The sequence below is a fragment of the Streptomyces oryzae genome (assembly GCF_017676365.1).
In the GTDB taxonomy this organism is placed as follows: domain Bacteria; phylum Actinomycetota; class Actinomycetes; order Streptomycetales; family Streptomycetaceae; genus Streptomyces; species Streptomyces oryzae.
On the sequence record NZ_JADKMA010000062.1, the window covers coordinates 1 to 17776 of the forward strand.

A 17776-nucleotide genomic window follows, 5' to 3' on the forward strand; every position below is an offset into this window, starting at 1 on the left:
CGGTCGGGGTACGGGGGTGGGTGCTCACTGGGTACTCACGCTCAGAAGCTCTCGGGCAGCCAGGGCGCGGGTCCTGCGGCCAGCGCGTCCAGCAGGGCGAGGTCGCGTGCGTCGCCCTCGGCCATGCCCAGCCGCGCCGCCTGTCGCAGCGGCAGCCCGCCCGCGTACCAGGCGGCCAGCGTCGCCGAGGGCAGCCGCACGGTGCGGGCCGAGGGGTGGCTGCCGCGCTGGGCGTGCAGCAGGCCCTCCTCGAAAGTGAGCGCGTAGGGGGCGCTCTTGCCCTGGGGGGAGACGACCTCCAGCCCGACGCCGCCGCGCGGCTGCGGGTCCCAGCCGCGGGCCTCCAGTGCGCGGCGTACGTCGAGCAGCCGCAGCACCCACGGGTACCAGCCGTCCTCGCGTACCGCGTACTGGTCCAGCGCCCACTGCAGGGCGCTGGGGCGGGGCAGCACGGAGCGGCGGAAGCGGATCTCGCGTACCTGGGGCGAGCGGGCGCTGACGGCGGCGAGCAGCGCGGGCAGCGCTTCCAGCCCGTCGTGCCAGAAGTCGTGGACGACAGCGGCGACGCCCCAGGGCTGGTGCGGTTCGACGGTGACGGTCGCGTATCCGGCCAGGTCTGCCGCGCCCGCTCCCGCGCCTGCCCTGTCGGTGGCCTCCTCGCGGGTGACGCCGAGCGTCAACGCACCCTCGGTGACGCGCTGTTTCCAGCCGTGCCACCAGGCGGGCCTGTGCAGCGGCCCGTTCCAGCCGGGGGCGAGCCGCTGCCGCAGCCGGGCGCAGGCGGCCTCGTCCGGCAGGACCGTTGCGAGGCCTGGTGCCGGGGACGGGAGTTGGGCGGGATCGAGCGTGTAGCCGGAGGCGACGGCGGCGGCCTCCCAGCCCCAGCGCCGGTACATGCCGGGCGCCGGGGTCCAGGCGCAGGCGAGCACCGCGCCGTGCTCGTGGCGCAGCCGGTCGGTGCCCTCCTCGGTGAGCCGGCGGGCGAGCCCCGCGCCGCGTTCCCAGGGTGCGACGGCGAGCCAGGCCACGCCGCCGGAGGGGACGGGGCGAGAGCCGAAGTGCTGGGCGAATGGCAGGAAGAGCCCGCCGCCCAGCACCTCGGCTCCGCGGACGGCCACCGCGGTGACGCCGTGGGCGCGCAGGGTGGCGTGGTCGTAGGGGACCTTGCCGAAGGCGTACCGGGTCTGGGCGAGGTAGCCCTCGAACTCGGCGTCGCCGGCGGCCGTGCGGACGCGGGTCTCCATCTGTTCGGTCTCTCCCTCAGCCGGTGAAGTAGCCGGTGACCGCGTCGCACACGTGGCCGATCTCCTGGGCGTCCAGATCGGGCCGTATGGGCAGGCAGAGGGTCTGCCTGGACAGCTCCTCCGCGACCGGGCAGGGGTGGCGCAGCGCGGCGGGCCCGGCGAGCGCGGGCTGGTGCGGCAGCGGCACGGGGTAGCGGACGACGGCGTCGACGCCGGAGGCGGTCAGGTGCTTCAGCAGCCCGTCGCGGGCCTGTTCGGTCTCGGTGCGGACCTGGAAGAGGTGGTAGACGTGCTCGCCGTCCTCGCCGGGCTGCTGGAAGCGGAGCGGCAGTCCGGCCAGCCGCTCGCGGTAGGTGGCGGCCGCCTCGGCGCGCCGGGCGTTCCAGGCGTCCAGCCGGTCGAGCTTGTGCAGCAGGACGAGGGCCTGGAGGGTGTCGAGGCGGGAGTTGTAGCCCAGGATCTCGTGCTGGTTCTGCCGCGGCTGGCCGAAGTGCCGCAGCAGCCGCAGTCGTTCGGCCAGCTCGCCGTCCTGGACGCTGATCGCCCCGGCGTCCCCGGCGGCCGCCAGGTTCTTCGACGGCGCGAAGCTCCAGCAGCCGGCGGCGGTTGCGGTGCCGACGCGTACGCCGTGGCTGCGGGCGCCGATGGCCTGGGCGCAGTCCTCCAGCAGGGTGACTCCGGCGTCGGCTGCCAGGCGCCGGGCGCGGGGCACGTCCGCCGCCTTGCCGAACATGTGGACGAGGATGACGGCGCGGGTGCGCTCGGTGAACGCGTCCTGGAGCTGGTCGAGGTCCATCAGGAAGTCGTCGTCGCGGCAGTCCACATAGACGGGCGTGGCGCCGCGCCGGGCGACGGCCTGCGCGGTGGCGTGGAAGGAGTTGGCGACGGTGACGACCTCGTCGCCCGGGCCGATGCCGAGCGCGTCGAGGGCGAGGATCAGCGCGTCCGTACCGGAGTTGACGCCGATGGTGTGGGCAGCGCCCAGATAGCCGGCCAGCCGCTCCTCGAACTCGGCGACCTCCTCGCCCAGCACATAGCCGCCGCGCAGCAGCAGCTCCTCGATGCGGCCCAGCAGCTCCCGCTCCCCGCCCTCGAACTGGGCGGGGTAGCGGTACTTGGGAACGCGGAAATCGCCGGAGCCGCCCATCAGCGCTCGCCGCGCCCGGGGTGCTGCCCGGGGTGCTCGGCGTGTTCCGCTTCGACTCGGCCGTCTCCACGCCCGTAGTCGTCCTCCAGGCGGACGTTGTCAGAGCCGTCGTCGTAGGTGGAGACCTCCACCAGCACGATGTCGGTGACGCCCTCCACCCGGTGCACGGCCCCGGGGTCCACGTGCGCCAGCGTCCCGGCGGGCATCGGGAGTTGGAGCGTCTCACCGTCGCGGGACGCGCGGTAGTGCATCACCGCTTCGCCCTCCAGGATGAAGTAGCTCTCCCGCTTGTGCTCGTGGTACTGGAGGGAGGTGCGGTGGCCCGCCTTGATGCGGATGAACTTGAAGCCGTACGGGCCGTCCGGCTCCTCCTCGTGCAGCCAGCGCTCCTGGCCCCACAGCTTGACGACCTTCTTGGTGTCGGCGAACTCGATGACCCGTACGCCGGGGGCCACTTCGCGGGCCGGACGAGCCTCGTGGGCGCCGGTGTCGCCCTCGGGCTCGCTGATGGCGGTGAAGCCGGCTTCGGTCGCGGGGCTGCCCATGTGCGGTCCTTCCATGAGGGAGTGGTGCTCGGGGTGGCGGCGGGGAGTTCGGGGGCTAGCGCGAGGCGATGTGTACCGGGGCCTGGACGCCGCGGTCGCGGACGACGGGGAAGAACACCTCGGGCGGCCAGGTCAGCAGGTGCCAGACGATGCCGGCGACCGAGCGGTTGTACGGCCAGTCGGCGGGGTCGGTCATGCCCCAGCGCGAGAACGCGGTCAGCAGCACCGGATCTGCCGGTACCCAGTCGCCGTCCAGCTCGAACTCCACCCAGTGGTGCAGGGTGGTGTACGGCGGAGCGACCAGCAGCCCGGCCCCGTGCCGTGCCCTGATGCCACGCCGCTCGGCCTCCCGCAGCAGCAGCCGGGTGGGGATGAGGCAGTTGGCCAGCCGGGTCTCGCGGGAGAAGCCCTCGTCCTCGATCACGCCGTCGGGCAGTACGTACAGCTCCCAGTCGGCGACCAGGGACAGCAGGTCGGAGCGGTCCTCGTCGAACACCAGGCTGTTGGAGGGCAGTTGGGCCCGTACGGAGAAGACGCCGGGTGCGGTCTCCCGCAGGCTCCCGGGCTCGCTGTGCCGGTTCAGCCCGGGGATGGTTGCGAACGTGCACTCACCGGTGTGGCCCGGCTCGGCGCAGTCGGCACGCAGCTCAAGCGCGTGGAGGTGCTGCTCGCCCTTGCGGGCCACCTCGTCCATGGACCGGGCCTTGCGGGTGAGGGCCTGGAAGTAGGGCGAGGGCAGGTTCAGATAGGTGCTGATGTTGTGCAGGTCCGTGCGTTCGAAGCGGCGCTGCTCCCCCTCGCCCCGGTGCGGCAGCCCGTGGTCGAGGAGGGCTTCGAGCAGCGCGGGGCCGATGGCCCAGGTCTGTTCGGCGAAGGCGGCGTCCTTGGCGAACGTACGGTGCTCGTCGGGGACGCGCAGGATGCGGTCCACCGCTTCCTGGAGCGTGCCGGGTGCGTATACGTCGGTCACGGGCGCGCTCACCGTACCGCCTCGGCGGTCAGCGCGGCGGCCGGTGCATCCGCCGGCTGCGCGGTGTGCCCGGCGGCCTGCGTCACGGCCCGCAGCGCGGACTCGATGCGTTCGGCGACCGCCTCCTGGAGGATCGCGTCCAGCGGCGGTCTGCCCCGGGTGGCGAGGGCGAGTGCGGCCTCCTCCCGGATGCGCAGCCCCTCGTCTGTGCGGAAGACGTAGTGCCCGGCGATGACGGCGCGTTCGACGTCGGTTGCGGTGGTCGGGTCCAGCATCCACTTGCGCCACTTGCCGCTGTCGTAGGCGAGCCGCAGGAAGTCCTCCTTGGCCTCGGTCAGCGCCATCTCGTCCAGGACACGCAGCAGGGCGCGGGTCTCGGCCACCCCGTACTCCGGTGCGACGTTGAACGCGTCCACACCGGCCCGCAGCAGCAGCGCCGTCTCCTCGGTGGTGAGGTAGTCGCAGTTGTGCGCCTTGAGCAGGACACCTTCCTGGTGGCAGGTGGCGGCCAGGGTGGAGACCTGGCGCAGCGTCTCGTCGCGCGCGTGCGGCTCGTGGAAGCGGCCGACGTTGCGCAGCTCGGCGACCTTGGTGCCGGTCTGTGCCACGACGTAGCGCGGACGGGGCGCGCCGGCCGCGTCGATGCCTTCGAGCACCAGCCGGAGGGCGGCCTTGAACTCGTCGGGATCGTTGGTGGACACGTCCTGCGGTTCGAAGCCGATCTCGTAGGCGACCTCGGCACCGCGCGCTGTGGCCTCGGCGTGGCAGCGCGCGTACAGCTCCACCAGCCGGGTGGCCGCGGTCTGCGCGGGTACGGGCCCGGTTCCGGGGCGGCCCTCGGAGGTGTCGATGTGCAGCAGCCCGAACCCGGCGTCGAGGTCGGCGGTGAAGGAGCGCATGCACGAGTCCAGCGCCTCGGTGGGCTCGGTGACGCCGGCCTCGGCGGTGTGCATCCAGGGGCCGCCGTGGTCCCGGCACAGCAGCGTCAGCCCGTCCGGGTCGCGCTCGGCGACGTAGTCGGCGAACTCCTGGGTGGTCCAGCCCAGATAGCCGCCGCCGAACTCGGCGGCGTCCACCTGGCGGCGGCTGGGGATGAGCATGAGCGGAGTGCGGGTGCGCCGGGCGACGGCGAGGGCCGCGTCGACGGTACAGCGTGAGACCGGGCCGATGCCGACCACAGGTTCCATGGGTGTCTTCCCCTGTTTCTCGAGGGTTTTCGCGCTCAACGCGGCTGCTGGGGCGGCTGGGAGTGCTGGGAGGGGGACTGCGCGAACTTGGCGAGGTCGCCGATCTCCGAGTCGGGCGGCCAGGTGCACCAGGGGAACGTCTCGTAGGCTCCGGCCCCCGCGCCTTCGGCGTCGTACCAGTCGGTGGCGCGCGGATGGTGCAGGTGCACCATGCGGTCGCGGTACCGGTCGAGGCCGCCGTGCAGATCGGCCCGCCAGGTGAAGTCGTTGTCGGCGCCGCCCCAGCCGGCGGTGAACCGTTCGTCGTAGCCGCCGATCCGGCTGAAGAGGCTCTCCCGCAGCCATACGCAGGCCCCCGGGGTGCGGCGCAGGAAGACCCCGCGCAGCGCGTCCCTGTCCACGGCCGAGCGCCCTTCGAGGCAGCGTTCGGTGACGGCCTGGTGGCTGGAGGCCGCGTCCAGGTACAGCATGTCCTCGAACGGCCAGTGTGCCTGGGTGCCCGGCACCCGGAACCGTTCGACTGCGCGCTCCACGAAACCCCGGTCGACCAGGATGTCGGCTTCCAGTACGCAGATCAGCTCGGCGGGCCGGGCGCCGTGCACCACGCCCGCGTTGATGGTCCACGAGTAGTTGAACGGGCCATCGTTCTCCGCGAACAGATAGGTGTCGCACCAGGGCGCGTACACACTCTCCCAGCGCGGCCGGGAGTCGGCCTCCACCACGACGACGCGGTAGCGGTCCCGCGGATGGCTCTGGTCGTTGAGCGCGTGCAGCACCGCGGCCAGGTTGCGGGTGCGGTCCCCCTCCTCGCCGCGCTCCCGGAACGGGATCACCAGCGCCGCGTCCACCGGCCCCTTCGGCTTTGCAGGGGGCCGCGAGGTGCGAAGGATCTCCTCCGCTGCCGGGGTGCCGAGCCCGGCGGGCCGCTCGGTGCCGGTCTGCATCCGGAGCCGGGAGCGGGTCTCGGCCTCCCAGACGAGGGCCGCGAGACGCTCGGTCCCCGGCTCGCCGGCGGCGCGGGTGAGCCGGTCGTCCAGCAGCGCCGTCAGCCGACGGCAGGCCGTGATGTCGGCGGGGTCCTTGCCGACGGTCTCGGCCAGCGTGCGGATGCTGTCGTCGGGCAGGGCCAGCACGGCGTCGGTGACCGCCCGGTGTGCGTCGCGGGACCAGACCCAGAAGCCGGGGGCGGCGGACTGCGCGAACGGATCGGCGACGAGGGCCACACTGCTCACGGCGGCGTCCGCGAGGGTTGCGGCGTCCTGGTGCCTCCAGCTCATCCGGGCAGTCCTCTCGACGGGGGCGACCTTCGGTCCGCCGCAACGGAGAGCGCCGCAGACGGCGGGAGTCCGGCGGTCATTCGACGGCCGTAACCAGGGCGTTCGGCTCAGCCGCGGGCTCATCCTGCTCCGGGCCCGGGGCCGCCGACAGCCTCGGATGTCCGCCCGGACTGAGCTGGAAGGACCGGGCTAGCCGATCGGGTAGCCCTGGTGATCAGGGCATGGACATGCCGAACGGCCGGGCAGGGTCGGCCGTTCGGCCTGCCCGGCCACGGGTATCCGGTTCCGCTCCGCCGTCATCCGCCCACTGGCGTGCCGGTTTCAGTCGATGAGGCCCAGCTTGATCGCGGCCACCACCGCAGCGGTCCGGTTGGCGACCCCGAGCTTCAGCAGCACGCTGCTCACCAGCCGTTTGACGCCGTGCTCGGAGATCCGCAGATGGCGGGCGATCTGCTTGTTGCTGAGCCCGGCCACCAGATGGGCGAGCACTTCGTGCTCGCGCGCCGTCAGCCGCACCGTGCGGGCCGGGAGCACGTGCGCGGACTCGCCGGCGTGGCTGAGCAGTTGCCGGCCCAGCCGCAGCGGCATCGGCATCTCGTCGGCGGCGAGCTGCCGCAGCGCCCGGTCCAGGGCCGCCGCGGTCAGCTCCTCGCGCAGCAGATAGCCGTCGGCCGGCAGCCGGGCGAGCGCCGCGTCGGACTCGGCGTCGGCGGGATCGAGCAGGACGAGGGTACGCAGCCCCGGCTGGGTGTGCCGCAGCCGGCTCGGCGAGCCCGCGGCGCTGTTGGCGCTGGACAGGATGAGCACATGGAACCCGTTGTCGGCCAACGCCCGCTCCAGGGCCGCGGGGTGCGTGAACTGTTCGGCGCGCTCGACGGTCGCCAGGCCGGGCAGCATTGCCTGGAGCCCGAGGCGGAGGAGTTCGGCCTCGACGTGGACGGCGACGGCCAGCCGGGCCTCGGTGCGATCGCTGGTATCCGGCTTGTCCTGGATCTCGGTCATGCGGTTAACCCAATCCCCGTGTAAGGCCCACTCGCGGGATGCGCGGTAGTGGTCTAGTCCTGACTGCCGCGAGCGATGATCCCGCAGACTCGAGCCCCATGGAAGGGAGTTGACGGAGTGTCTGTTGGTGTTCCGTCGTGTCATTGTGACTCCTGTTGCAAGTCCGCGCCACGGTGACTCCGCCCGGCCCCCGTCCGGCACCGCCCGCTCCCGGCCGAGCACCCGCGTTCGGCCGGCCTGCTCAACGTCCCACCACAACAGATCAGTTGGCGTAGACGGTACGTAGATGGCGCGCTGTTCACCGTCCAGCCTCTGGCCTGCCGCCCGCCTCCGCGCTGTGCTGGAGAGACACCGTACTCACCGGACACAGCCGCACCGGAGTGCGCTGCCCGACCGGCAGCCCCGGCAGCGGCGGATCGGGGCTGACATGACGGCACCGGAACCCTCCCCCGCACCAGCACCACATGCCTCCGCCGGCCGGGCCGGGCCGGGGGCGCCCTACACCGACCCCACGCTCGGCATACCCGTCCCCACCTCCTGGCGCGGTGAGCCCCGCAATCGGCTGGTGGCCATCGGGGACTCCCTCACCCAGGGCTTCCAGAGCTGTGCGGCCTTCCAGACCCAGCTGTCGTACCCGGCGATCATCGCGCACGAGCTGGGCTGGGCCGAGCACTTCCGCCACCCCTCCTTCGACGGCTGCGGCGGGCTCCCGCTCAATCTGGAGATGCTGCTCCGCGACCTCGAGGACCACTGCGGGCCGACGCTCGACTGGTGGGACACACCGGCGGCGCTCTTCCGGGCCCGCCGCTTCATGGACAAGGTGGAGGACTACTGGGAACGCGGCGGCGGCTGCACCCCGGTGACCAACACCGCCATCAACCACAATCTGGCCGTCTTCAGCTGGGACCTGCGGGACGCGCTGGACAAGTCGGCCGACGTGTGCCGCCGGATGATCGACGCTCCGAGCGACAACCTGGCCCTCCAGGTGGTCGAGAACCCCGGCGAGCGCGCCGCACTGCGCACCCTTCCCACCCGGCCCCCGGCCTCCGGCGCGCTCAGCCAGGTGGGCGCGGCAGCGGCGCTGGGCGAGCAGACCGGTGGCAGGGAGCACGGCGAGGCCACCGCGGACGGCGAGCGGGAGGCGGACCCGGAGCACGGCATCGAGACGCTGATCGTCTTCCTGGGCGCCAACAACGCGCTCTCCTCCGTCATCGAGCTCAAGGTCGTCTGGAGCGAGGAGGGATACGACGATCTGCATGAGAAGGCCAGGTTCACGGTGTGGCGGCCCGAGCACTTCGCGGCCGAACTGGGGCAACTGGCCGACGCGGTGGGACGGATCAGGGCCCGGCACGTCATCTGGTGCACCGTCCCGCACGTCACCATCGCCCCCATCGCCCGCGGGGTGCACGGCAAGCTGGAGCCGGGGTCGCGCTACTTCCCGTACTACACACGGCCCTGGATCGCCGACAGCGCCTTCGACGCGGACCGCGACCCGCATCTGACCGGCGAGCAGGCCCGCGCGATCGACGCGGCGATCGACCAGTACAACGACGCCATGGCCGAGGCCGTGCGGGCGGCGCGGCGCGCAGGCCGTGACTGGTATCTGCTGGACACCGCCGGCCTGCTGGACCGGCTGGCCTGCCGCCGCTACTACGAGGACGAGCGGGCGCGGCCCGACTGGTGGACGCCGTATCCGCTCCCCCGTGAGCTGGCCTCGCTCGACCCGGTGCCCAACTCGCGGTTCCTGCTGAGCGACGGCGACCGGCGCAGCGACGGGGGCCTCTTCTCGCTGGACGGCGTCCATCCGACGACGGTCGCCTACGGCATCCTCGCCCAGGAGCTGATCGAGGTGATGCGGCGGGCCGGGGTGGAGTTCCGTACGCCGTACGGGAGCCGTCCGCGCACCGACCCGCGGGTGGACTTCACCCGGCTGGTACGCCGCGACACGCTCATCAACCGGCCGCCGAACAACGTGACCTCGGGCCTGCACACCATCGGCTGGGCCGACGAGGCGCTGGACGTGCTGGCCCGGGCGCTGCGGTTCGGGCGCAGGGGCGGGTAGCGGGGGCGAGGAGGAGCGTACGCAGCTGGCGCCGTGGGGGCCCGGCCCCCTCGGGCGCACCCCCACCCGTGGGACCGACTGGTGAAAACCGGAAGATAACCGGCGCGCCGCTCGGGTTCGACAGTCGGATTTTGTCAAGGTCACTCTGCTTCATCTCGGGAGGCGGAGTCGTCCATGCCTGAATTTCCGGCGCAGCGCACAGCACGACGCGACAGCGAACCAGGGGCACTGCGGACCGTGCTGCACCTCGCGCAGCCCGTCGACGGCGGCGTGGCCCGCGTGGTCACCGATCTCGCCAGGGCTCAGGCAGACGCGGGGCTGGATGTCGTCGTGGCGTGCCCCGGGCGCGGCCCGCTGCCGCACCTGGCGGCGGCAGCGGGCGCCAGGACCGCGCTCTGGTCGGCTGTCCGCGAGCCCGGAGCGTGCGTGGCAGCAGAGGTGTACGGCGTACAGCGCGTGCTTCGTGCAGTACGCCCCGACCTGGTGCACGCACACAGCGCCAAGGCCGGGCTCGCCGCGCGGCTGGCGCTGCGCGGGCGGCTGCCCACCGTCTACCAGCCGCACGCCTGGTCCTTCGAGGCGGCCACGGGGCACACCGCGCGGCTGGCCCGCGCCTGGGAGCGGTACGCGGCCCGGTGGGCGGACCGGGTGCTGTGTGTGAGCGAGGCCGAGCGGGATGCCGGAGCGGCGGCCGGGGTGCGAGCCGGGTGGGCGGTGGTGCACAACGGCGTCGACACCGCGCGCTTCCCCGCCCCCGGCACCCGGCAGGCCGGGAGCCTCTCCCCCACTCGGTTCACGCTCGCCGACCTCTCGCCGTCCGGGGTGCGGAACGCTCCGCCGTCGGTGCTGCGGGACCTGCCGCCCTCGGCAGTGCTGGTGGTGTGCGTCGGGCGGCTGTGCGAACAGAAAGGGCAGCGCACGCTGTTGGCCGCCTGGCCGCGGGTGGCGGCCCAGGTCCCAAACGCCCGCCTGGTGCTGGTCGGCGACGGCCCTGACCGGGAACAGCTGCGCCGCGCCGCCCCGCCGGGGGTGGTCTTCGCGGGCGCCAGTGACGAGGTGCGTGACTGGTACGCCGCCGCGGACCTGGTGGTGCTGCCCTCCCTGTGGGAGGGCATGGCACTGACCCCGCTGGAGGCGATGGCGTGCGGTCGCCCGGTGGTGGTCAGCGATGTGGCCGGGTCCCGCGAGCTGCTGCCTCCCGGTCAGGAGCTCCCCTGTCTGGTACCGCCGGCCGACCCGGACGCGCTCGCGGTCGCCCTGGTACGGCTCGCGCTCGATCCCGGGCTGCGCACCGAGCTGGGTCGGGCTGTCCAACGACATGTACGGGCCCGCTTCGACGTGCGGGGTACGGCGGCCGCCGTACTGGAGCTGTACCGGGAGGTGTTGCGGCAACGAGGCGCGACGGCCGACGTGCCCGTCGTGGAACGGGCGGGGTCCCGATGACGACGGACAGCGCCGACAGCGTCCAGGGCGCGCAGAGCGACGGTGCGATCGCCCCGGCGTACCAGGCTGCGGAGCGGCCGGCCCGCACGGCGCCCGTCGTACCCCGTCCGGGCTCCGAAGCCGGCAGCGAGCCGGGGGAGCCTGCCGGATACGCCGGACACCAGGCCGAGAGCGGCAAGCAGGCGCCGAAGAAGCGTCCCGTGCCGTCGGCCCGCGGACAGGTTGCGGCGCCGCAGCCCCGGTACGCCGCAGCCCGGCGGCGGCGCGGGGCGGCCCTGTCGCTCGCCGCCGCCGACGTGGCGGCCACCGCGGGCACCGTGCTGAGCTGTGCGGGTCCGGAGGCGGCAGCACTGCTGCTGGCCCCGGTCTGTACGAGCCTGCCCGCGCTGTGCGCGCGGGCCGGCCTCTACCGGCCGGGGCTCGACCCGCAGGCGCTGCCCGAACTCCCGCCGCTCAGCAGGCGCGTGGCCATCGCCTGGTGCGTCGGTGTCACGGTGCTCGCGGCGTGCGGACGCACCGGGACCCTGAGCCTCGTCGCCCTCCTCGCGGGTATCGCGGTGAACGCCGTCCTGGTGTGCGCAGCGCGCGCGCTGCTGTACGGGGTGCGCCGCCGCTGTGGTCGCCGCAGACCGCGCGTCGCGCTCGTCGTGGGACGGGGCGAAACAGCGCGAGCGGTGGCTGCCGCCCTCGCGGAACGGCCCCGGTACGGACTGCGGCCCGTGGCGCTGGTGGAGATGCGCGGGACCGGGGCGGCCGACGGTCCCCGCAGAGGCGGCGCTTCCCCGGCGGACGTCACCTCCCGAACAGGTGACGCGCCCGACACCCACCGCGAAGGCGCGTGCGGGGCCGTCGTCCTGCCGGAGCTGCCCCTGGTCGGAGTGGAGGAGGCGGCGCGGGAGGTGGCCGGCGGCGCGGTGCGGGACGTGGTCTTCGTGCAGTTCCCCTGGGACGATCCGCACACCGCGGCGCTGGCCTCACTGCTGGGCGAGCGAGGCGTGACCGGCTGGCTGGTGCGGCCCGGCTGTGCGTCGGGCGCACACGGGGGACACGCCGCACCGGGCGGCAGGGGGTACGGCGAGACCCATATGTGGGGGTTCTCCTGCCACCGGCTGGTACTGGAGTGCCCACCGCCGCGCACCGGCCTCGGCAAACGGCTGCTCGACCTCGCGCTGGCCGCCCCGGCGCTGCTGCTGGCGGCGCCGGTGCTGGCCGGCTGCGCCCTGGCGGTACGGGTGCTCGACGGCCCTGACGTGCTCTTCCGGCAGGAGCGCATCGGCCAGGACGGGCGCCCTTTCACCCTGCTGAAGTTCCGTACCGTGCGGCCGACCGACGCGCACGAGGCGGCGACCCGGTGGACCGTCGCGGGCGACACGCGCACCAGTGGCGTCGGCCGACTGCTGCGCCGTACCTCGCTGGACGAACTGCCGCAGCTGTGGAACGTGCTCCGGGGCGATATGAGCCTGGTGGGGCCGCGCCCGGAACGCCCCTACTTCGTGCAGCAGTTCAGCAGAGTGCATCCCGGCTACGCGCAGCGGCACCGCGCCCCGGTCGGTCTCACCGGGTTGGCGCAGATCCACGGGCTGCGCGGTGACACCTCCATCGCCGACCGGGCGCGGTTCGACAACCACTACATCGAGACGTGGTCGCTGTGGCAGGACGTGTGCATCATCTGCCGCACGGCAACCTCCTTCTTCCGGCTGGAGGGCCGGTGAGCGTGGCGGCAGGCAGCGCGGCGCCGCCGGCACGGACCGGCCCGCAGGTGCCGGTCCACCGGTTGGCGTGGAGCGGATGGCTGGGACCGGGCGGACCGACCGGCCCGGCAGTGCCGGTCGTGGCGACGGTGCTGCTGCTGTGCGCCCCGGCGAACCGCACGGCTCCCGGCGGGCACAACGGCGTGACCCTCGCCGACATGTGCTCGGGCGTACTGGTGATGTGGTGCGCGCTCAGGCTGCTGCGGGACCGGACTGCCCGGCGTACGGCAGGCCGCGCCGCGCCCCCGGTGCTGACGCCGCTCGCGGCGCTGGTGCTGGGCGCCCCCGCCGCCGCGTTCGCGCTGACGACCATCGCCTCGGCCGACCCGGAGGCGAGCCTGCCAGGGCTCGTGCGCTACCTCCAGCTCTTCGTCCTGGTGCCGGGTGCGGTGCTGCTGTCGCTGCGGGACGCGCGGGACGCCCGGCTGGTGTGCGCGGCGGTGGTGCTGCTGGCACTGGTCGAGGGCACGGTCGGCGTCGTACAGGCCCTCACCTCCACCGGTGCCTCCTACCAGGGAGAGAACATCCGCGCGGTGGGCACTTTCGGCGCGCTGGACGTGATGGGCATGGCCACCGCCGTCTCGTACGGGCTGGTGACGGCGCTGGCGTGCGGGCTCAACCCGCCGGCGCGTGCCCCCCGGTGGCTGCGCCCCTGCGCGCTGGGCTGCGCCGCCGTGCTCGTGGTCCCGCTCGCCCTCTCCTACAGCCGGGGAGCGTGGATCGCGACCGGCCTGGCGTGTCTGCTGCTGCTTGCGCTGCGCGGGGCGCGTACGACGGTGGGTGTGCTGGCCGCCGTGGTGGCCGCCGGCGTGGTGCTGGTGGGCGGCTTGGGGGTCGCCACCCAGGAGTTGGCCCAGCGGTTCCAGAGCATCACCGAGGTGTCCGACGCGCCGGACAGCTCGGTGACCGACAGATACACCCTGTGGAGCGCGGCCACGGGCATCTGGCGGCAGGCGCCGGTCACCGGCGTCGGCCCCAAGGGGTTCCCCGAACACCGCGACAGCCACGCCGCGTTGGAGCTCTCCTCAGGCAGTGACACGGCGGGGGCCGGAACCCCCTTCCAGCGCGAGCCGCTGCTCTCCCCGCACAACATGTATCTCCTGGTGCTCAGCGAACAGGGCCTGGTGGGCACGGTGGCGCTCCTGGGCTCCTGGGGCGCACTGCTGGTGTGCGGTGTGCGGCGGCTGGGCCGCGCCCGGCACGGCAGCGGCGCCTGCCGCGCCGCCGACTGCGGCACGGTGGCCGCCGGGCTTCTGGTGTGGCAGTGCGTGGACTTCTGCTACGCGGACATCGGCGGCCCCTCGACGGTGCTCACAGCCCTGGTGCTGGGCCTGGCCACTTGGTGGGCGCTGTCCCCGGCGGCGGAACCGAAGGCAGAGCCCGCCACAGAGCACGGCCCCGAGCCGAAGCCAGGGCCCGTCGCGGGGCACGCCCCGGAGCCGGTGCCAGGGCTCGGCGCGGAACGGAGCTCCGCGCCATGACCGGTCCGCGCGCCATTCCCTCCCCCAAGGCACGGCCTCCGCTCGACGAACCCGTGGCGAGCAGCACCGCGGAGGCGCCGGGGCTCGGGCGGTTCCTGGTGCGGGCCGCGGCGGTGACCGCGGGGCTCACTGCCGCCGGGTCGCTGTGCGGACTGCTGCGGGACCAGGCCATCGCGCAGCTGTTCGGCGCGAACGCCGACACCGACGCGTTCCTCGTCGCCTGGACCGTGCCCGAACTCGCCGCCACCCTGCTGATCGAGGACGCCATGGCGCTGGTCCTCGTGCCCGCCTTCAGCCTCGCCCTCTCCCGCCGGGCCGCCCGCGCACGCGGGGAGGACGAGGGGGCGGCAGCAGGCCCGGCCGACCCGGTGCGCGCTCTGGTGGCGGCCACCCTGACCCGGCTCTCACTGCTGCTGGCGTGCGCCGCCGGGCTGTTGATGCTGGCCGCGCCCTACGCCGTGCGGCTGCTGGCGCCCGGCCTGCCCGCCACCGGCACCGCGGTGGACTGTCTGCGGCTGACAGCGCTGACGGTGCTCACCTTCGGCCTGGCCGGGTACTTCAGCGCGGCGCTGCGGGCGCACCGGCACTTCGTGGCGCCCGCCGCGATCTACCTGGCCTACAACGCGGGCGTCATCGCCGTGATGTACGCCGGGCACGGCCTGTGGGGCATCCGGGCGGCGGCGCTGGGGGTCGCCGTGGGAGGGGCACTGATGGTGCTCGTCCAGCTGCCCGCGTTCCTGAGCAGACTGCCCGACGAACAAAGGGGCGCCGTGCGGGCCTGGACCCGCCGAGCGGCTCGTTCGGTGCGGGCGGCACGCGCGGTGCGGGAGCACGGCCGGGTCGGCGCGCTCGTCGGTGCCGGGGTGCTGGCACCGGTCGCCACGTTCACCGTGAGCCGGCAGGCGCAGGTCTTCTTCGAACGCTATGTGGCCTCCTCGCTGCCCGAAGGCGCCATCTCGCACCTCAACTACGCGCAGAAGGTGGCCCAACTTCCCATGGTGCTCTCGCTGATGGTGTGCACCGTCACGTTCCCCGTCGTGGCGCGCGCCATGGCCGACGGGGACGCGGCGGCGGCCCGCCGTCGGGTGGAGCGCGATCTGGCCCTGGCCGGAACCGTGGTGCTGCTGGGCGCCGCGTACGTGGTGGCCTGCGCGCCGCAGATCGTCGGACTGCTCTTCGAGCGCGGTGCCTTCGACGCGCGGGACACCGCAGCGACCGCCGCGGTGATGCGGGTCTACAGCTGCGGACTGCTGGGCCACAGCATGGTCGGCGCTCTGGTGCGCCCCTTCTTCTCCGGCAGCCGCAGCGGCGACCGTCCGCCCTGGTATCCCGCCGCCGCGATGGCCGCCGGGCTCGCCGTGACGGTTAGCGCGGGCGTGCCGGCGGCCGGCAGCTGGGGCGTCCTGGGCATCGCGGCGGCCAACGCGCTGGGCATCACGACCACCGCTGCGCTGCTGCTGCACGGGCTCGGCGCCCGGGTGCTGGCCATCGACGTGGCGCGGGTGGCGGCCGGTCTGCTGCGGCTGCTCGTGGCAGCGGGGGCAGCCGCCGCAGTGGGCTGGGCCGCCGCCGCGCTCTGCTCCGCTCCGCTGGCGGGGGCTGCCGTGGGCGGCGCCGTCGTGCCGGCCGCCTTCCTGGCCGTCGGGCTGCTGGTGGGAGCGCCGGAGCTGTCGCACCTGTTCGCCGCCGTCAACCGGAGGATTCCGTATGCCCGCTGAGACCCGTGACCGAGCCCCCTGGCTGCTGATGTACCACTCGGTCGCCGAGTGCGCCGAGGACCCGTACCGCATCACCGTCTCGCCCGCCCGGCTCGAACGCCAGTTGCGCTGGCTGCGCGACCGGGGACTGAGGGGGGTGGGTGTCGGGCAGCTGCTGCGGGCCCGTGCAGCCGGGCGCGGCGGCGGGCTGGTTGGGCTCACCTTCGACGACGGCTACGCCGACTTCCTGTCCGCCGCCCTGCCGCTGCTGACCCGGTACGAGTGCTCGGCGACCGCCTTCGTCCTGCCGGGGCGGCTGGGGGGCGACAACGGCTGGGACGAACTCGGCCCGCGCAAGCCCCTGCTGGACGCGGCCGGCCTGCGGTCCGTCGCCGCCGCCGGGATCGAGATCGGCTCGCACGGGTTGGCCCACACCGATCTGACCACGGCGGACGACGCCACCCTGGAGCGGGAGACGGCGGACAGCCGCAGCGTGCTGGCGGAGCTGACCGGGACGGCACCTGCCGGGTTCTGCTACCCGTACGGAAGGCTCGACAGCCGCGCCGTCGCAGCAGTGCGCGCTGCCGGATACTGCTATGCGTGCGCCATCGATCCGGGGCCGCTCACCGGGATGTACGCACTGCCGCGCGCCCATGTCGACGCCCGGGACACCTCCGTACGGCTGTATCTGAAGAAGGTGCTGCACCCGCTGCGCCGCAGGGCGCTGCCCGCCGCACCGGCGCCCGCCGAGACGGCCCCCCGGGACGGTGTGGGCCGATGAGGGTGCTGCACATCATCACCGGGCTGGGCGTGGGCGGCGCCGAGGAGCAACTGCGGCTGCTGCTGCGCCACTTGCCCCGGCACTCCGTGGACAGCGAGGTCGTCACCCTCACCAATCCGGGCGCGCTCGCCGAGGCCATCAGCGCCGACGGCACCCGGGTGACCCATCTGGGCATGACGGGCAACCGCGATCTGCCGGCACTGCCCCGGCTGGTGCGGCTGGTGCGCGCGGGCGGTTACGACCTGGTGCACACCCATCTGTACCGGGCCGGTGTGTACGGCAGGATCGCGGCCCGGCTGGCAGGCGTGCGCCCCGTGGTGGCCACCGAACACTCGCTGGGCGACACCACGCTGGAGGGCCGCCCCCTCACTCCCGCGGTCCGCGCCCTCTATCTGGCCACCGAACGGCTCGGCACCACCACCGTCGCCGTCTCGTCCACGGTCGCCGGGCGGCTGCGGCGCTGGGGGGTGCCCGCGGCACGGCTGTGCACGGTGCCCAACGGCATCGACGCCGCCCGCTTCCGCTTCGACCCCTCGGTACGCGCGACCGTACGGCGGCAACTGGGCATCGCCCCGGACGTCTTCGTGGTGGCCGGGGTCGGCCGACTGGTGCCGGGCAAGCGCTTCGGCGCACTGCTCGACGCGGTCGCCGAGGTGCCCGGCGCGCGGCTGCTGCTGGCCGGTGACGGTCCGGAGCGCCCAGCGCTGCGCACCCGCGCCGAGGAACTGGGCGTGGCGGACCGCGTAGTGCTGCTGGGCGAGTGCACGGGTGGATCCGGCGCCGAGCAGTCCGCCGGCGGCCCGGTGCGGCCTGACGTTCCCGGGGTGCTGGCTGCCGCTGATGTGTTCGTGTCGCCCTCGGCGGAGGAGTCCTTCGGGCTGGCGGCGCTCGAAGCGCTCGCCGCCGGACTGCCTGTGCTGTACGCGGCGTGCCCCGCGGTCGCGGACCTGCCGCCCGAACAGGCCCCGGGCGCCCGCCGGTTCCCCGCCTCCCACGAGGGCCTGACCGGCGCGCTGCGGGCGGCGGCGCGGGCCACGGAACCGGCGCGGCTGCCGGTGCCCCCGGCGGTGCACCACTACGACATCGCGCACTGCGCGGAGCGCCTGGCACGGGTCTACGACGCGGCCCACCGCACGGCGCACGGCACCCGCACCGACGCGAGTACGGCGCTCGGCTCCCGCCCGGCGCG

The 17776-nt window shown here is 74.0% G+C and carries 13 protein-coding genes and 1 pseudogene; 7 read left to right on the forward strand and 7 right to left on the reverse strand.

Features of this window, described 5'->3' with window-relative positions; genetic code table 11:
* Positions 1-41 precede the first annotated feature (41 nt).
* The 7 genes from ITI46_RS14395 to ITI46_RS14425 all read right to left on the reverse strand — a co-directional run bounded on the left by ITI46_RS14395 (position 42) and on the right by ITI46_RS14425 (position 7372).
* Complete coding sequence (locus ITI46_RS14395) at positions 42-1244, reverse strand: GNAT family N-acetyltransferase (RefSeq protein WP_209239921.1); 1203 nt, start codon at positions 1242-1244, stop codon at positions 42-44.
* Between the two features lie 16 nt (positions 1245-1260).
* A complete protein-coding gene (locus ITI46_RS14400; protein ID WP_209239922.1) occupies positions 1261-2391 on the reverse strand; it encodes a DegT/DnrJ/EryC1/StrS family aminotransferase in 1131 nt (376 codons plus the stop codon).
* The gene (locus ITI46_RS14405; protein WP_209239923.1) at positions 2391-2936 is read right to left on the reverse strand and encodes a cupin domain-containing protein; all 546 of its coding nucleotides are present in this window, start codon (positions 2934-2936) and stop codon (positions 2391-2393) included. The genes ITI46_RS14400 and ITI46_RS14405 overlap by 1 nt, the downstream gene beginning before the upstream one ends.
* A gap of 55 nt (positions 2937-2991) precedes the next feature.
* Entirely contained in the window at positions 2992-3906 is a 915-nt protein-coding gene (locus ITI46_RS14410) for a transglutaminase-like domain-containing protein (RefSeq protein ID WP_307808170.1), read from the reverse strand.
* Positions 3907-3914: 8 nt separating this feature from the next.
* Positions 3915-5093, reverse strand: coding sequence for a class II D-tagatose-bisphosphate aldolase non-catalytic subunit (locus tag ITI46_RS14415; RefSeq protein WP_209239925.1), 1179 nt, complete (start codon positions 5091-5093; stop codon positions 3915-3917).
* Between the two features lie 35 nt (positions 5094-5128).
* Entirely contained in the window at positions 5129-6370 is a 1242-nt protein-coding gene (locus tag ITI46_RS14420; protein WP_209239926.1) for a glycosyltransferase family 2 protein, read from the reverse strand.
* Positions 6371-6691: 321 nt separating this feature from the next.
* A complete protein-coding gene (locus ITI46_RS14425; RefSeq protein ID WP_209239927.1) occupies positions 6692-7372 on the reverse strand; it encodes a helix-turn-helix transcriptional regulator in 681 nt (226 codons plus the stop codon).
* 427 nt (positions 7373-7799) lie between these two features.
* Between ITI46_RS14425 and ITI46_RS14430 the strand changes: the two genes are divergently transcribed.
* From ITI46_RS14430 to ITI46_RS14460, 7 genes and pseudogenes are all read left to right on the forward strand, one after another.
* Complete coding sequence (locus tag ITI46_RS14430) at positions 7800-9434, forward strand: hypothetical protein (RefSeq protein WP_209239928.1); 1635 nt, start codon at positions 7800-7802, stop codon at positions 9432-9434.
* Positions 9435-9608: 174 nt separating this feature from the next.
* Entirely contained in the window at positions 9609-10877 is a 1269-nt protein-coding gene (locus ITI46_RS14435) for a glycosyltransferase (RefSeq protein ID WP_209239929.1), read from the forward strand.
* Positions 10874-12589, forward strand: coding sequence for a sugar transferase (locus ITI46_RS14440; protein ID WP_209239930.1), 1716 nt, complete (start codon positions 10874-10876; stop codon positions 12587-12589). The genes ITI46_RS14435 and ITI46_RS14440 overlap by 4 nt, the downstream gene beginning before the upstream one ends.
* Entirely contained in the window at positions 12586-14109 is a 1524-nt protein-coding gene (locus ITI46_RS14445; RefSeq protein ID WP_443742834.1) for an O-antigen ligase family protein, read from the forward strand. Before ITI46_RS14440 ends, ITI46_RS14445 begins: the two co-directional genes overlap by 4 nt.
* Positions 14106-15827, forward strand: coding sequence for a lipid II flippase MurJ (locus tag ITI46_RS14450; RefSeq protein WP_209239931.1), 1722 nt, complete (start codon positions 14106-14108; stop codon positions 15825-15827). The genes ITI46_RS14445 and ITI46_RS14450 overlap by 4 nt, the downstream gene beginning before the upstream one ends.
* Positions 15817-16587 carry a polysaccharide deacetylase family protein gene (locus tag ITI46_RS14455; RefSeq protein ID WP_209239932.1) on the forward strand — a complete coding sequence of 257 codons (771 nt, stop codon included), beginning with the start codon at positions 15817-15819 and terminating at the stop codon, positions 16585-16587. The genes ITI46_RS14450 and ITI46_RS14455 overlap by 11 nt, the downstream gene beginning before the upstream one ends.
* Positions 16584-17738: pseudogene (locus ITI46_RS14460) on the forward strand (glycosyltransferase); the annotation flags it as partial. The gene ITI46_RS14455 and the pseudogene ITI46_RS14460, both read left to right, overlap by 4 nt.
* Between the last annotated feature and the right edge of the window lie 38 nt (positions 17739-17776).

Coding starts and splice junctions, on each gene's coding strand:
- ITI46_RS14395 (WP_209239921.1), bottom strand. CDS start 1,244: ATGGAGACCCGCGTCCGCACGGCCGCCGGCGACGCCGAGTTCGAGGGC.
- ITI46_RS14400 (WP_209239922.1), bottom strand. CDS start 2,391: ATGGGCGGCTCCGGCGATTTCCGCGTTCCCAAGTACCGCTACCCCGCC.
- ITI46_RS14405 (WP_209239923.1), bottom strand. CDS start 2,936: ATGGGCAGCCCCGCGACCGAAGCCGGCTTCACCGCCATCAGCGAGCCC.
- ITI46_RS14415 (WP_209239925.1), bottom strand. CDS start 5,093: ATGGAACCTGTGGTCGGCATCGGCCCGGTCTCACGCTGTACCGTCGAC.
- ITI46_RS14420 (WP_209239926.1), bottom strand. CDS start 6,370: ATGAGCTGGAGGCACCAGGACGCCGCAACCCTCGCGGACGCCGCCGTG.
- ITI46_RS14425 (WP_209239927.1), bottom strand. CDS start 7,372: ATGACCGAGATCCAGGACAAGCCGGATACCAGCGATCGCACCGAGGCC.
- ITI46_RS14430 (WP_209239928.1), top strand. CDS start 7,800: ATGACGGCACCGGAACCCTCCCCCGCACCAGCACCACATGCCTCCGCC.
- ITI46_RS14435 (WP_209239929.1), top strand. CDS start 9,609: ATGCCTGAATTTCCGGCGCAGCGCACAGCACGACGCGACAGCGAACCA.
- ITI46_RS14440 (WP_209239930.1), top strand. CDS start 10,874: ATGACGACGGACAGCGCCGACAGCGTCCAGGGCGCGCAGAGCGACGGT.
- ITI46_RS14450 (WP_209239931.1), top strand. CDS start 14,106: ATGACCGGTCCGCGCGCCATTCCCTCCCCCAAGGCACGGCCTCCGCTC.
- ITI46_RS14455 (WP_209239932.1), top strand. CDS start 15,817: ATGCCCGCTGAGACCCGTGACCGAGCCCCCTGGCTGCTGATGTACCAC.